The organism is Streptomyces sp. NPDC003023, from assembly GCF_042888225.1.
In the GTDB taxonomy this organism is placed as follows: domain Bacteria; phylum Actinomycetota; class Actinomycetes; order Streptomycetales; family Streptomycetaceae; genus Streptomyces.
In genome coordinates, this window is the sequence record NZ_JBIAPL010000001.1 from 762722 (window position 1) to 774416 (window position 11695).

Annotated in this window: 12 protein-coding genes; 9 read left to right on the top strand and 3 right to left on the bottom strand. The window is 72.0% G+C overall.

The window, feature by feature from the left end; all coding sequences use genetic code 11:
• Positions 1-24 precede the first annotated feature (24 nt).
• From ACFYV1_RS03055 to ACFYV1_RS03065, 3 genes are read left to right on the top strand one after another with little or no spacing between them, the layout of a single operon-like run.
• Entirely contained in the window at positions 25-327 is a 303-nt protein-coding gene (locus tag ACFYV1_RS03055) for a hypothetical protein (RefSeq protein WP_389393584.1), read from the top strand.
• Between the two features lie 53 nt (positions 328-380).
• Complete coding sequence (locus tag ACFYV1_RS03060) at positions 381-1073, top strand: response regulator transcription factor (RefSeq protein WP_389393585.1); 693 nt, start codon at positions 381-383, stop codon at positions 1071-1073.
• Positions 1070-2368 carry an ATP-binding protein gene (locus tag ACFYV1_RS03065; protein ID WP_389393586.1) on the top strand — a complete coding sequence of 433 codons (1299 nt, stop codon included), beginning with the start codon at positions 1070-1072 and terminating at the stop codon, positions 2366-2368. The genes ACFYV1_RS03060 and ACFYV1_RS03065 overlap by 4 nt, the downstream gene beginning before the upstream one ends.
• A 191-nt stretch (positions 2369-2559) precedes the next feature.
• Here ACFYV1_RS03065 and ACFYV1_RS03070 read toward each other — a convergent pair whose 3' ends face one another.
• Positions 2560-3432, bottom strand: coding sequence for a CAP domain-containing protein (locus ACFYV1_RS03070; RefSeq protein ID WP_389393587.1), 873 nt, complete (start codon positions 3430-3432; stop codon positions 2560-2562).
• Between the two features lie 296 nt (positions 3433-3728).
• Between ACFYV1_RS03070 and ACFYV1_RS03075 the strand changes: the two genes are divergently transcribed.
• Positions 3729-4700 carry a fibronectin type III domain-containing protein gene (locus ACFYV1_RS03075; protein WP_389393588.1) on the top strand — a complete coding sequence of 324 codons (972 nt, stop codon included), beginning with the start codon at positions 3729-3731 and terminating at the stop codon, positions 4698-4700.
• A gap of 195 nt (positions 4701-4895) precedes the next feature.
• On the opposite strand, the gene ACFYV1_RS03080 is transcribed toward ACFYV1_RS03075, so the two are convergent.
• Positions 4896-5423 (bottom strand): DinB family protein, encoded by a 528-nt coding sequence (locus tag ACFYV1_RS03080; RefSeq protein WP_389393589.1) that lies wholly within the window; start codon positions 5421-5423, stop codon positions 4896-4898.
• Positions 5424-5648: 225 nt separating this feature from the next.
• Between ACFYV1_RS03080 and ACFYV1_RS03085 the strand changes: the two genes are divergently transcribed.
• Genes ACFYV1_RS03085 through ACFYV1_RS03105 form a run of 5 tightly spaced genes read left to right on the top strand, consistent with a single transcriptional unit; the run spans position 5649 to position 11008 of the window.
• Positions 5649-8411 carry a nitrate- and nitrite sensing domain-containing protein gene (locus ACFYV1_RS03085; protein WP_389393590.1) on the top strand — a complete coding sequence of 921 codons (2763 nt, stop codon included), beginning with the start codon at positions 5649-5651 and terminating at the stop codon, positions 8409-8411.
• The gene (locus tag ACFYV1_RS03090; RefSeq protein WP_389393591.1) at positions 8408-8845 is read left to right on the top strand and encodes a roadblock/LC7 domain-containing protein; all 438 of its coding nucleotides are present in this window, start codon (positions 8408-8410) and stop codon (positions 8843-8845) included. The genes ACFYV1_RS03085 and ACFYV1_RS03090 overlap by 4 nt, the downstream gene beginning before the upstream one ends.
• A gap of 47 nt (positions 8846-8892) precedes the next feature.
• Positions 8893-9249 carry a DUF742 domain-containing protein gene (locus ACFYV1_RS03095; RefSeq protein WP_389394553.1) on the top strand — a complete coding sequence of 119 codons (357 nt, stop codon included), beginning with the start codon at positions 8893-8895 and terminating at the stop codon, positions 9247-9249.
• A 6-nt stretch (positions 9250-9255) separates the two neighbouring features.
• The gene (locus ACFYV1_RS03100; protein WP_389393592.1) at positions 9256-9825 is read left to right on the top strand and encodes an ATP/GTP-binding protein; all 570 of its coding nucleotides are present in this window, start codon (positions 9256-9258) and stop codon (positions 9823-9825) included.
• 49 nt (positions 9826-9874) lie between these two features.
• Complete coding sequence (locus tag ACFYV1_RS03105; RefSeq protein ID WP_389393593.1) at positions 9875-11008, top strand: FAD-dependent monooxygenase; 1134 nt, start codon at positions 9875-9877, stop codon at positions 11006-11008.
• An 88-nt stretch (positions 11009-11096) separates the two neighbouring features.
• Here the strand turns inward: ACFYV1_RS03105 and ACFYV1_RS03110 are convergent, their stop codons facing one another.
• Positions 11097-11633, bottom strand: a complete 537-nt coding sequence (locus ACFYV1_RS03110) for a hypothetical protein (RefSeq protein WP_389393594.1) — start codon at positions 11631-11633, stop codon at positions 11097-11099.
• Between the last annotated feature and the right edge of the window lie 62 nt (positions 11634-11695).

Below are 11695 nucleotides of genomic sequence, written 5' to 3' on the forward strand. Positions count from 1 at the left end.
CCCTGGTTCCCCTCCAGGCCCGCGGTGGGCGCCTCGTCCGGCGGGCGAAGGGTCGTACGGGACGCGGGCGTCGGCGTCGCCGTACGCGGCTTCCCGGTCGTCCTCGACGGTGTGGGCGACGGCGGGCGCGTGCTGGGCCTCGGGGTGGCACTGGGGGAGGGGGACGGGTCGACCGCGGGCGACGACGACTGCGGCGAGGGCGTGAAGTCCTTCGGCGCCGACTGCGCGACGGGCGCCGTCGGTCTGGTCGAACCCACCACGAAATGGACCGTGAGCATCACGGCCGTGACGCTGGCCGCGGTGCACGAGAGCCAGATGAGCAGATAACGCGGGAGGCGGGACACGACACCATACTGACGGACCGGCTAACGTGCCTGCTCATGGCCTCCGTACTTGTCGTCGAGGACGACCCAGTCATCCGGGCCGCGCTGATCGAGGTCCTCACCGGGCACGGATACGCGGTGAAGACCGCCCACCAGGGCTTCGAGGCGCTGCGCGAAGTCACCCAGTGCCTGCCGGACATCGTGGTGCTCGACCTCGGACTGCCCGATCTGGACGGGCTCGACGTGCTTCGGATGATTCGCGGCATCTCACGGGTGCCGGTCCTGGTCGCCACCGCCCGGGACGACGACACGGAGATCATCAGGCTGCTCAACGCGGGGGCCGACGACTACATGGTCAAGCCCTTCTCCGGTGGTCAGCTCGCCGCCCGGCTCGCCGCCGTGCTGCGCCGGTCCGCCCCGGTGGCGGAGGGGGCCGACCGGCAGCCGGTCGTGCAGGTCGGGGACCTCAGGATCGACCCGCTCGCCCGCACGGCGTTCCTGGGCGACCGGGAGCTGGCACTGACCCGGCGGGAGTTCGACCTGCTGGCCTATCTCGCGGCGAACGCGGACCATGTCATGTCGCGCAAGCGGATCCTCGCGGAGGTGTGGCAGCAGCCCTATCTGGAGGATCAGACCGTGGACGTCCATCTCTCCGCCCTGCGACGCAAGTTGGGCGAAAGGCCGTCGGATCCGCGCTATCTGCACACAGTGCGCGGTATAGGCATCAAACTGGTCGCATCACCCTCATGAGACGTGCCCTCGCCGGGATCGCGCTGGCCGTGACGTCCATGGTGGCGCTGTCCTTCCTCATCCCCCTCGCCCTGCTGGTCCGTGACCAGGCGCGAGACCGGGTGACGACGGCCGCCGAGCAGCGTGCGTCGGCGCTGTCCCCGGTCCTTGCCCTCACCACGAGGCGGGGCGATGTCCAGCAGGCCGTCGCGGAGCTGGACTTCCGCGACCAGCTGGCCGTGCGTCTGCCGGACGGCGGGTTCGTCGGCACCCCGCACGCCCCGCGGGAGGCGCTCGACCGCGCCGTGCGCAAGCGGGAGACGCTCGCCCTGGACACCGCGGAGGGGTGGGTCTACCTCCAGCCCGTCGTACTGCCGGAGGACCGGGTCGCGGTCGTCGAGGCGTTCGTACCCGGCGCGGACCTGACCCGCGGCGTATGGGCGTCCTGGGGTGTCATGTCGCTGCTGGCCCTCGGACTCGTGGGCGGCTCGGTGCTGGTCGCCGACCGGCTGGGCGGCCGGGTGGTCCGCTCCTCGCAGAGCCTGAAGCGCGCCTCGCTCGCGCTCGGTTCCGGGGATCTCGACGTACGGGTGGAACCGGACGGACCACCGGAACTGCAGGAGGCGGGGGCCGCGTTCAACACCATGGCCGACCGTGTCGTGGAACTGCTCGCAATCGAACGCGAGATGGTCGCCGACCTCTCGCACCGCCTGCGCACCCCGCTGACCGCCCTGTACCTCGAAGCGGACCTGATGGGTACGACTCCGAGCGCCCGCCGGGTCACCGCGGCCGTGGCGCAACTGGAGAGCGAACTCGACTCGATCATCGCCGCCGCCCGTACCCCGCTCGCCGCCGGCCCGGCCACCGGCCAGACGGCGACGCGGCCCTGTGACGTGGCCGAGGTCGTGGCGATGCGGCTCGAGTTCTGGTCGGTGCTGGCCACGCAGCAGGGCAGACTCTGCGAACGCTCCTCCACGCCGCGCCCGACACCCGTGCGTTTCCCGGAGGACGACCTCGCGGCCGTCGTGGACGCCCTGATCGGCAACGTCTTCCGGCACACGCCGCAGGGCACCGCGTTCGCCGTACGGGTGGAACGCGGCCCACGGCACGTGTCGCTGGTCGTGGACGACGCCGGGCCCGGCATCGACGACCCCGGCGCGGCGCTCACGCGGGGCGTCAGCGTGGGCGGAGCGGGCGGCACCGGGCTCGGCCTCGACATCGTGGCCAGGGCGGCGGGGACCGCCGACGGGGAGCTGGAGATCGGCCGCTCGCCGATGGGCGGGGCGCGGGTGCGGGTGTCGTTCGCGCTGGCGTGAACGGTGCCCGGGGCGCGAGGGGCACTTGACCCGGATCGTGCGCCGGGCACTGGCGGTCGGCGCCGGGCGCGGCCGGACGTTCCGCCGGGCGCGGGCCCAGGACGGCGAGCCCCAGGCCGTGGGACGCTGACATGGGCTCGCGCGCCGGACGGCTGATCAGGTGCCGGGGAAGGCCCTCAGCGGTGTGCCCTTCAGCGGCCGGCGCCGAAGTTCTGGGTCCACCACGGGCCGCCGTCGCCGAAGTGGACGCCGACGCCGAGTTCCGTGAACGAGCAGTTGAGTATGTTGGCGCGGTGGCCGGGGCTGTTCATCCACGCCTTCATCACGGCGGCCGCGTCCGACTGGCCCCTGGCGATGTTCTCGCCGAGCGTCGACCACCGGTATCCCGCGGCCTCGACGCGGCTCGTCATCGTGGAGCCGTCGGGGCCAGTGTGCGACATGACGCCGCTGCGGGCCATGACGTCGCTGTAGTCGTCGGCCGCCTGAGTGAGGTTCGCGTTCGCCTTCAGCGGTGAGCAGCCGGCCGACGCGCGCTCCTGGTTGACGAGCGCGAGCACCTGGGCCTCCGGACTGCTCGGATCGTCGGTGTCGGAGCCGCCCGAACCGCCTGTCGTCCCGGAAGCCGGCCCGCCGGACCCGGACCCGGACCCGGTCCCGGAACCTCCCGTACCGCCGCTGGTGCCGCCGCCGGCCTTCTGCGTCGCCGCCCGTGCCGCGGTCCTCGACGCGTCCGCCGGGCTCAGCGTCTGCTTCCGCTTCGGCGCGGCGGAGGTGGTGGCGCCCGGGCTCGGCGAGGCGGTCGCACCGGGAATGCCGGTGGGTGTCGCGAGCGGTGACGCACCGCCCGCCGCTGAATCCTCGTCGCCCGTGGTGGGCAGATCGCCGGCGGCGTCGGTCTCGACCCTGCCCGCCGCGCCGTCCTTGTCCCAGTCGCCGGCCAGCGTGGCCCCGACTCCGGCGGTGACCGTGATGACGCCCAGCGCCAGCACGGCGCTGCGGGCCCGCCCGCCCCTGGGGCGAGCGTGTGAACCGGCGTGGGGGCGGGTGGCTCTGTGGGAACCCATGCGTACGGCACCTCGGGAGGACGACTTCGAAACTCGTGGTACCGGTGGGGCGCTGTCGCGCGCCCACCGGTGCCACGGTGGGGGGTTGTTCGAGATCGTAGGCCGGTACGGCCGCGAGGGCCGTCATGTCGGGGCTTCTTCAAGAAGCCATAAGGAAGTCATCAGGTGCAGCCAAGGTACGCGGGGGAGTACGTCCCCGCGCGTCGTCGCGCGGCACTCGGTCCCTTGTGGGGAGCACCGGACTGTGTCATACAGGTCTGGACCAATGCCCGTCGTCGCTACGCGGAGGCCCGACCGTGCACCGTCCCCCCACCATCACCGCGTCGGCCCGTTCGGCCGCGATCCTGCTCACCGCCCTCACGCTCCTGACCGCCTGCGGGGGTGAGAGGAAGGACGGCAGGCCGCCGTCGACTCCGTCCAATGTGACCGCACAGGCAGGCAGCGCCACGTCCGTGCACGTCATGTGGGACGTCTCGACCGACGACAAGGGCGTCACGGGGTACGAGGTCTACCGCAAGGGCACCAAGGTCAAGTCCCTGCCGGGAAGCAGGCACATGGTCGACATCGACGGGCTGACCCCCCGCACCGCGTACAGCTTCACGGTGCGGGCGCGGGACGCGGCCGGGAATCTGTCGGAGCCGAGCGCGGTGGCATCCGTGACCACGCCGGCCCCCGCACCCGACGACCGCAGGGCACCCACCCGGCCCGGTCAGCTCGAGGGCCGCGTGGACGGCGGCACGGCGGTGACCCTGACCTGGCGGCCGGCCTCCGACGACACGGGTGTCACCTCGTACGACATCTACCAGGAGGACTCCCGCATCCACAGCGTGGGCGGCGCCGCGACCACCGCACGCGTCACCGGGCTGCGGCCCGGCACCGTCTACACCTTCACCGTACGGGCGCGGGACGCCTCGGAGAACTCCTCGCCCGACAGCGACTCCGTCGACCTCACGACCCCCGCGGCTCCGGGTGACGACAGCCCGGGCACCGCTCCCCTTGGCCTCGAGGCGACCGCGCGCAAGGGCGCCGTGGAGCTGACATGGACCCCGCCGGAGACCGGAGCGCCGGTCAAGGAGCACCAGCTGTTCCTGAACGGCGAGTTGGCGACCACGATCGTGTGGGGCGCGGAGCCGCCCGTGGGGAGGGCCGCGTACACCATGACCGTGACCGACGCGCCCGGCACCCGCTACAGCCTCAAACTGCGGGCGAAGCTGCCGGACGGCAAGTGGGGCGACTTCTCGGCGCAGCGGACGGTGGTGGTCCGCTGACGAAGCGGTGGACGGTGGTGGTCCGCTGACGAAGCGGTGGACGGTGGTGGTCCGCTGACGGCGCGGCGGACGGTGGCGGTCCGGTGACGAAGCGGTGGACGGTGGCGGTCCGCTGACGGCGCGGCGGACCGTGGTGTTCACGGCCGGCTCCGCGGCGCACGACAGGGGCGGTGACGCTCCGCGGCCCATGACGCCCTACGGGCCCGCGACGCCGTCGATGCTCTCCCTGAGCAGGTCCGCGTGGCCGTTGTGGCGCGCGTACTCCTCGATCATGTGGACCAGGATCCAGCGCAGGGACACATGGTCGTCGCCGACCACGGCCGCGTTCTCCTTCGAGAGTCTGCCGGGGGCGTCGAGCGAGGCGTCGGCGGTCAGTTCGCGGCCCCGCTCCACCTCCGTCCGCCATGTCGCCAGCGCCTCGTCGAGACCGCGGTCCGGTACGAGGGCGAAACCGGCGTCCCCCTCGGCCCCGTAGACCGGCGGGACGTCCTGTGCGGCGAAGACCCGCTGGAACCAGTTGCGTTCGATCTCGGCCATGTGCTGGACCAGACCCAGCAGGGTCAGCGACGATGCCGTCACGGAGGTGCGACGCACCTGGTCGTCGTCGAGCCCGGCGCATTTCATCGCCAGAGTTGCACGGTGGAAGTCCAGCCAGCTCTCCAGCATGTCCCGCTCGCCGGCGTGCGGGGGCGGGACCGTCCGCCCGTCAGGTGTCCTGTTCATACCGACACCCTCGCATGTGCCACTGACACCTGATTCGCGGTGCGGGGCGACGGAGATGTGAGCGACTTGTGTTGCTCGTGTGGGGCCGCCTTCTTGTCGCTTTCGCAGTGTGATTAATATTCACGCGTTGTAGTTCTGAACAGATCTGACCGGCCGGGCGGCCGGCACTCGTCAAGGGAGCATGCCCTGCGCACGCGCGCGTCACGGCGGACCGGCTCGACGTCCATGTCCTTGCGGACCGCTCTCCTCGTTCTCGCCTTCGTCCCCGGGATCGCACTGGTCGCCCTGTGGTCCGTCACCAGCGGCCAGACGTTCCTGGACTTCCAGCGCCAGGCGGCCCAGGGCCTGTTGGCCGAGAAGGCGGGCAAGCCGTCCAACGTCGTGTACTACAACCTGCAGGAGGAGCGGCGGCTCAGCGCCGAAGTGCTCGCCGGGCAGCAAGGAGCGCCCCAGGCGCTGGCACGACAGCGGGAGTCGACCGACGAGGCGGTGGCCACCTTCCGCTCACTGTCCGACGACGTGACCTCCGCCGACGACGCCCCGGCCGAGGTGCGGGACGCGGTCGCCGAGGCGCGTGAGGCGATCGGCCAACTGCCCGCCCAGCGTTCCCTGGTGGACGACGGCGACCGGGACCAGCAGGAGGCCGTGTACCGCTACTACACGGACCTGATCGCCGTCGACCTCCAACTCTTCACGGCACTCAGCCATGTGGACAACGGCAGGATCACCACGCTCTCCCAGCCGCTCGTCGACCTGTTCTGGGCCAAGGAGATGATCTCCCGCTCGGACGCGCTGCTGGCCCGCGGCTGGGGCAGCGGCGAACTCGGCACGGAGGACCTCCAGCAGGTCCGGCAGGCCGTCGCCGGGCAGTCCTTCCTGCACTCCACGAAGGTCGCGCCCTACCTGCCGGACGACGAACTGGCCATGTGGCAGCGCATCACCGCCGGCCCGGCGTGGAAGGCCAAGACCCGCGTGGAACAGACGGTCCTGCGGCCGGCCGAACCCGACGCGCGCGGCCACGTACGTCTCGGAGCCGAGCGCAAGACCTGGCGCGGTGCGATGGACGCGCTCACGCCCGAACTGGAGAAGCTCCTCGAGCACCGGACCGCGCTGGTGGTCGAAGAGGGCAAGGGCAGTGTCATGTCACTGCTGTTCCAGATGGTGCTCACCACCGTCGTGGGCCTGGCAGCCGTGGTCGCCGTCATCTGGACCACCTGGCGCCTCACCCGCAGCCTCCGGCGACGCATCAGCGGTCTGCAGGAACAGGCGGAGGTGCTGGAGAAGGTCCTGCCCGATGTCGTCGAGCGACTCGCCCAGGGCGAACGCATCGACGTCGAGACCGAGGCACGCGCCATCCGGCAGGAGTCCGGCAGCCGGGTGTCCGACGAGCTCACCCGGCTCGGTGACGCCCTCAACCTCGCACGCACCAGCGCCTTGCAGGCGGCCGTGAAGCAGGCGGACCAGCACCGAGGGTTCGAGCGACTGCTGCAGCGCATCGCCCGGCGAACCCAGCAACTGATCGGGCAGCAGCTCAAGAAGCTGGACGAGATGGAGCGCCGGCACGAGGACTCCGAGGTGCTCGACGGCCTCTTCGACCTCGACCACCTGACCGCCCGGCTGCGGCGCTACGAGGAGAACCTGGTCATCCTCGCGGGCGGCACACCGCACCGGCGCTGGCGCAATCCGGTGGCGCTGCTCGACGTGATGCGAGCGGCCCAGGGCGAGGTGCAGGACTACCAGCGGGTGCTGCTCGAGATTGACGGCAGCCACTGGCTGGCACCACGGGCCGTCGGCCCGGTCTCGCACGTCCTGGCCGAACTGATGGAGAACGCGCTCAGCTTCTCCCGCCCGCCGAGCCCCGTCGAGGTCAGGGTGGCCGTGGTGGGCCGTGGTCTGGCCATCGAGGTCGAGGACCGCGGCCTCGGGATGGACGAGGACCAACTGGCCGCGGCCAACGAACTGATGGGCCGACCGCCCAGGCTCGACATCCTCGCCCACTCCGAGGACATCCGCCTGGGTCTGCATGTGATCGCGCGGATCGCCGCCCATTACGGTCTGCGCGTCGAGTTCCGGTCCTCCGCGTACGGCGGCACCCGAGTGGTCGTCCTGGTCCCCGGCGAACTGACCGTCCCCGCCCCGCAGCAAGGTCCGGTGGGTGTGCCCGCCGCCGCGGCGGCTGCTCCCGGGGCCGGGCCGGCAGCGGAACCCACCGGCCCCGGTGACGCGCTGCCGCCGCGCAGGCAGGGGGAGGCCATGGCCAGGGTCAGCGCGCTGCTCAGCTCACGAGCGGCGCCTCAGGAACCGCCGTTCGCGGGGCACACCGACCCGTACACGGAACCCGGTGACACCACCCAGGCCTTCGCTGCGACACCGGACGCGTACACGCACGCGGACACGTTCCACGCCGTGAACTTGTATGCCGCGGCACCGCAGCCGTCCGACCCTCGGGCCGAGAGCCGTTACGATGCGCCCGGCGCGGCCGACGCACCCGCCGGGACGGAACACTCCGCCTTCACGGGGCAGTACGTGACGCCGCTGCAGCCCCACAGCGGATACGGCACCGGGACCGCCGCCGGCACCGATGGCGGATACGGCACCGGGACCGCCGCCGGCACCGATGGCGGATACGGCACCGGCTCCGCCGCCGGCACCGATGGCGGATACGGCACAGGCACCGCCCCCGGCACCGACAGCGGCACCCTGCCCGGCTTCCCGTCTCCGGACGCTGCCGAGACCCCGCTGCCGCGCCGGGTCCGCCAGGCCAGCCTGGCCGACGAACTGCGCGTCGACCCCGCCACCCGCCCGGCGCCCGCCCGGCCGCCGCGCTGGCAGGACGACCCGTTGCTGCGTCCCGTCCCGCGCCGGGCCGGGGCGACGATCGGCGCGTTCCAGCGCCGGTCACGCGCCGCCCGTTCGACCGGCGCGCCGCCTGCACCCACCGATCCCACCGCACCGCGGCCACTCACGAGAGAAGAAGACCGGTCATGACACGAACTACCGCCACCCACCAGGACCTCGACTGGCTGCTCGACGGCCTGGTGGACTCGGTGGCCGAGACGAGGAACGCGGTCCTGCTGTCCGACGACGGCCTGGTCGTGAGCCACTCGCGGACCATCGACCGCGCGGACGCCGAGCGGCTGGCCGCCATCTCCACAGGGCAGCAGAGCCTTGCCCGGGGGGTGGGCCAGCTTTTCGACGGCGGTGTCGTGCACCAGGTGATCGTCGAACTGGCCGACCTTTGGCTGTTCATCACCTCCGCCGGCCAGGGCACGCACCTGGCCGTGGTGGCTTCGCAGGAGGTCGACGCGGAGGTCATGTCGCTCGCCATGCACAACCTCGTCCAACAGGTGGGCCAGAAGCTCGGCACCCCCGTACGCGGCGAGTTCGACGCCTTCGGCACCGGGGACGGGCCGGGCGTGTGAATCCTCACTGGGAGCACGACGACCACGGGGAGGACGGCGAGGGAAGCATGGTGCGCCCGTACACCATCACCCGCGGTCGCACGGCTCCCGAGCGGGACGACCTCACCCTCATCACGGTGCTGACCACGCTCGACGAACCACTCGACGAACGCGGGGCGCCGCTGCGTCCCGGCCGGCTCCAGCCGGAGCACCGGCAGATCCTGGACCGCTGCCGCCGCCCCGCCGCCGTCGCCGAGGTCGCGGCAGGGCTCGACCTCCCCGTGTCGGTGACCAAGATCCTGCTGGCCGACCTCGTCGGGCAGGGCCTGCTCGCCGCTCGCGCACCGCTCTCGGTGGCCAGGGCGGCGGGCGGCGCCGACAGAAGCCTGCTGGCCGCCGTTCGTGACGGACTCCGGAGACTGTAGATCAACATGACCAACCGCCAGGCGGCCCCGGCCGCCGTGAAGATCCTCGTCGCCGGTGGCTTCGGCGTCGGCAAGACGACCCTCGTGGGCGCGGTCAGCGAGGTCACACCGCTGCGCACCGAGGAATACATGACGCAGGCCAGTGTCGGCGTCGACGACCTCGCCGGAGTCGGCCTGAAGGACACCACGACCGTCGCGCTCGACTTCGGACGCATCACGATCAGCGACGAGCTGGTCGTGTACCTCTTCGGCACTCCCGGCCAGGAACGCTTCTGGTTCATGTGGAACGACCTGGTCAACGGTGCCCTCGGCGGAGTGGTCATCGCCGACACCCGGCGCCTGGACACCAGTTTCGCCTCGATCGACTTCTTCGAGAGCCGGGACATCCCTTTCGTGGTCGCCATCAACTGCTTCCACGGCCGCAACACCCGTACGGCCGACGAGATCAGAGCCGCGCTCGACCTCGACCCTCACGTTCCGCTGGTGATCGGCGACGTCCGGCAGCGCGAGTTCTCCAAAGAGGCGCTGCTCGCCCTGATCGACCACCTGATGAGCCTGCCCGCGGCGGTCGGCTGACCGCCGGCCCCCGCTCCTCATGACCCTGCTTCCAATGGAGACACCTGAGATGGCATCACCCCTGCGCGTGCTGGTCCACGGCGGCGGCATCGGCGGGCTCACCGCCGCCACGGCTCTGGCCCTGCGCGGCCACACCGTGGAGGTCGCCGAGGTCCGCGAGGAGCTCGACGCGCTCGGCGTGGGCATCATCCAGCCGTCCAACGCCCTGCACGTCATGGACCGGATCGGCGTGCTGGACGACTGCCTCAAGGCCGGCTTCGAGTGGGAGATCCTCACCATCGCCGACCCGGCGGGCAACGCGCTGGCCCGTATCCCGCAGCCGCGGATGGACGGCGTTCCCGCCAACAACGGCATCCCGCGGCCCGCCCTCGCCAAGGTGCTCGGCGCAGCCGCAACGGCCGCCGGCGCGACGATCCGCTTCTCCACCACCGTCACCGAACTCACCGACGACGGAACCGGTGTCGACGTCGTCCTCTCCGACGGCTCGTCCGGTCTCTACGACCTGGTCGTCGGCTTCGACGGCATCGGCTCTCCGCTGCGCACCCGGCTCTACGGGGACCGCTACGTCCCCGAGTACACCGGCTTCGCCAACTGGCGTGTCACCGTGCCGCGTTCGCCGGACGTACGGGGTGTCGTGATGGGGAGCGCCGGCCAGGAGGCGAAGGCGCTGCTCACCCCCATCACCGACGAACTGATGTATCTGGGCGCGGTGTTCGCCGAGGCCGAGGACTTCCGGCCGGACCCCGCCCGGGCCCATGAGCAGCTCGCCGAGCGGCTCACGATGTTCTCCGGCCCGATCGCCGAGGCCCTCGCCGCGGTCACGGACGCCTCCGACGTCGTCTACTCCCGCATCTCCCAGGTGACCGTCGAGGAGCCGTGGCACGTGGGCCGGGTGGTGCTGGCCGGCGACGCGGCCCATGCCAGTACCCCGCACCTGGCGCAGGGCGCGGCGATGGCCGTCGAGGACGCGATCGTGCTCGCCGAATCGCTGGACACGCAGGCGCATGTACCGGCGGCCCTCGCGGCCTGGGAGGCGCGGCGCCGGCCTCGGGCCATGTGGGTGCAGGCCATGTCGCGTGCGGTCCTCAAGCAGGAGACGGGCGGGCGGACGACCCCCGAGGAGGACGAGCTGCTGAAGGTCGGCATCCCGGGCGCGGCGCACGTCCTGGCGAAGCCGTACTAGCAGACGCGCTGCTCCGGCGGCGCGGCGCGCGGACGCTCCGGGGCGTCGGCGTGCCGCGCCCGGCCGGGCCGCGTGCCGTCGGCGCAGTTCAGGACGAGGTCGGCGACGGCGTCAACGAACCCGTACCGGCGCGGGACTTGGACCGGCTGCCGTCGCACTTGAGGATGATGGTCGATCCGGGCAACGTGGTGCCCGCGGCCCCCGGCGCGTCGGTGGCGGCTTCGGGCAGTTGGGTCCAGGCCGTCCAGTCGCCCCTGCGGATCGAGAGCACGCCGTCACGGCCGTCGCCCGGTTCCGACCGCCAGCCGCTCTCCGAACGTGCCCTGACGAAAGCGGCCTTGAGGGCCGTGTCCGCCGTCGGCCCCTCGTGCCTGGCCTGGAGGAGTTCGGTGCACTCGGTCGGGACGAGGTCCTGCGACCGGCGTTCCACTGTGAAGCCCTCGGACTCGAGAGCCGATGTCAGCTCGGGAAGCACCGTTCCCGGAGGGAGCGGCGGACCCGAATAGCGGGGCGGCAGCGGGCCCTTGTCCTCGAGCAGCAGGGCGCCGCAGGCGGTCGCCGTCGCCGCCACCGCAGCCACCAGGGCAACGGCCGCCGCCCCCGTCCGAGCCCGTCGACCTCGCATGATTCGCCTTCGCTCCCTCGTCGTCGCACCGCGCGTGCGGCAAGTCTCGCACCCGGCCGGGA

What these genes read in the sequence shown, in the direction of transcription:
- ACFYV1_RS03060 (WP_389393585.1), top strand. Translation starts at nt 381, where the DNA reads ATGGCCTCCGTACTTGTCGTCGAGGACGACCCAGTCATCCGGGCCGCG.
- ACFYV1_RS03065 (WP_389393586.1), top strand. Translation starts at nt 1,070, where the DNA reads ATGAGACGTGCCCTCGCCGGGATCGCGCTGGCCGTGACGTCCATGGTG.
- ACFYV1_RS03070 (WP_389393587.1), bottom strand. Translation starts at nt 3,432, where the DNA reads ATGGGTTCCCACAGAGCCACCCGCCCCCACGCCGGTTCACACGCTCGC.
- ACFYV1_RS03080 (WP_389393589.1), bottom strand. Translation starts at nt 5,423, where the DNA reads ATGAACAGGACACCTGACGGGCGGACGGTCCCGCCCCCGCACGCCGGC.
- ACFYV1_RS03085 (WP_389393590.1), top strand. Translation starts at nt 5,649, where the DNA reads ATGTCCTTGCGGACCGCTCTCCTCGTTCTCGCCTTCGTCCCCGGGATC.
- ACFYV1_RS03090 (WP_389393591.1), top strand. Translation starts at nt 8,408, where the DNA reads ATGACACGAACTACCGCCACCCACCAGGACCTCGACTGGCTGCTCGAC.
- ACFYV1_RS03095 (WP_389394553.1), top strand. Translation starts at nt 8,893, where the DNA reads ATGGTGCGCCCGTACACCATCACCCGCGGTCGCACGGCTCCCGAGCGG.
- ACFYV1_RS03100 (WP_389393592.1), top strand. Translation starts at nt 9,256, where the DNA reads ATGACCAACCGCCAGGCGGCCCCGGCCGCCGTGAAGATCCTCGTCGCC.
- ACFYV1_RS03105 (WP_389393593.1), top strand. Translation starts at nt 9,875, where the DNA reads ATGGCATCACCCCTGCGCGTGCTGGTCCACGGCGGCGGCATCGGCGGG.
- ACFYV1_RS03110 (WP_389393594.1), bottom strand. Translation starts at nt 11,633, where the DNA reads ATGCGAGGTCGACGGGCTCGGACGGGGGCGGCGGCCGTTGCCCTGGTG.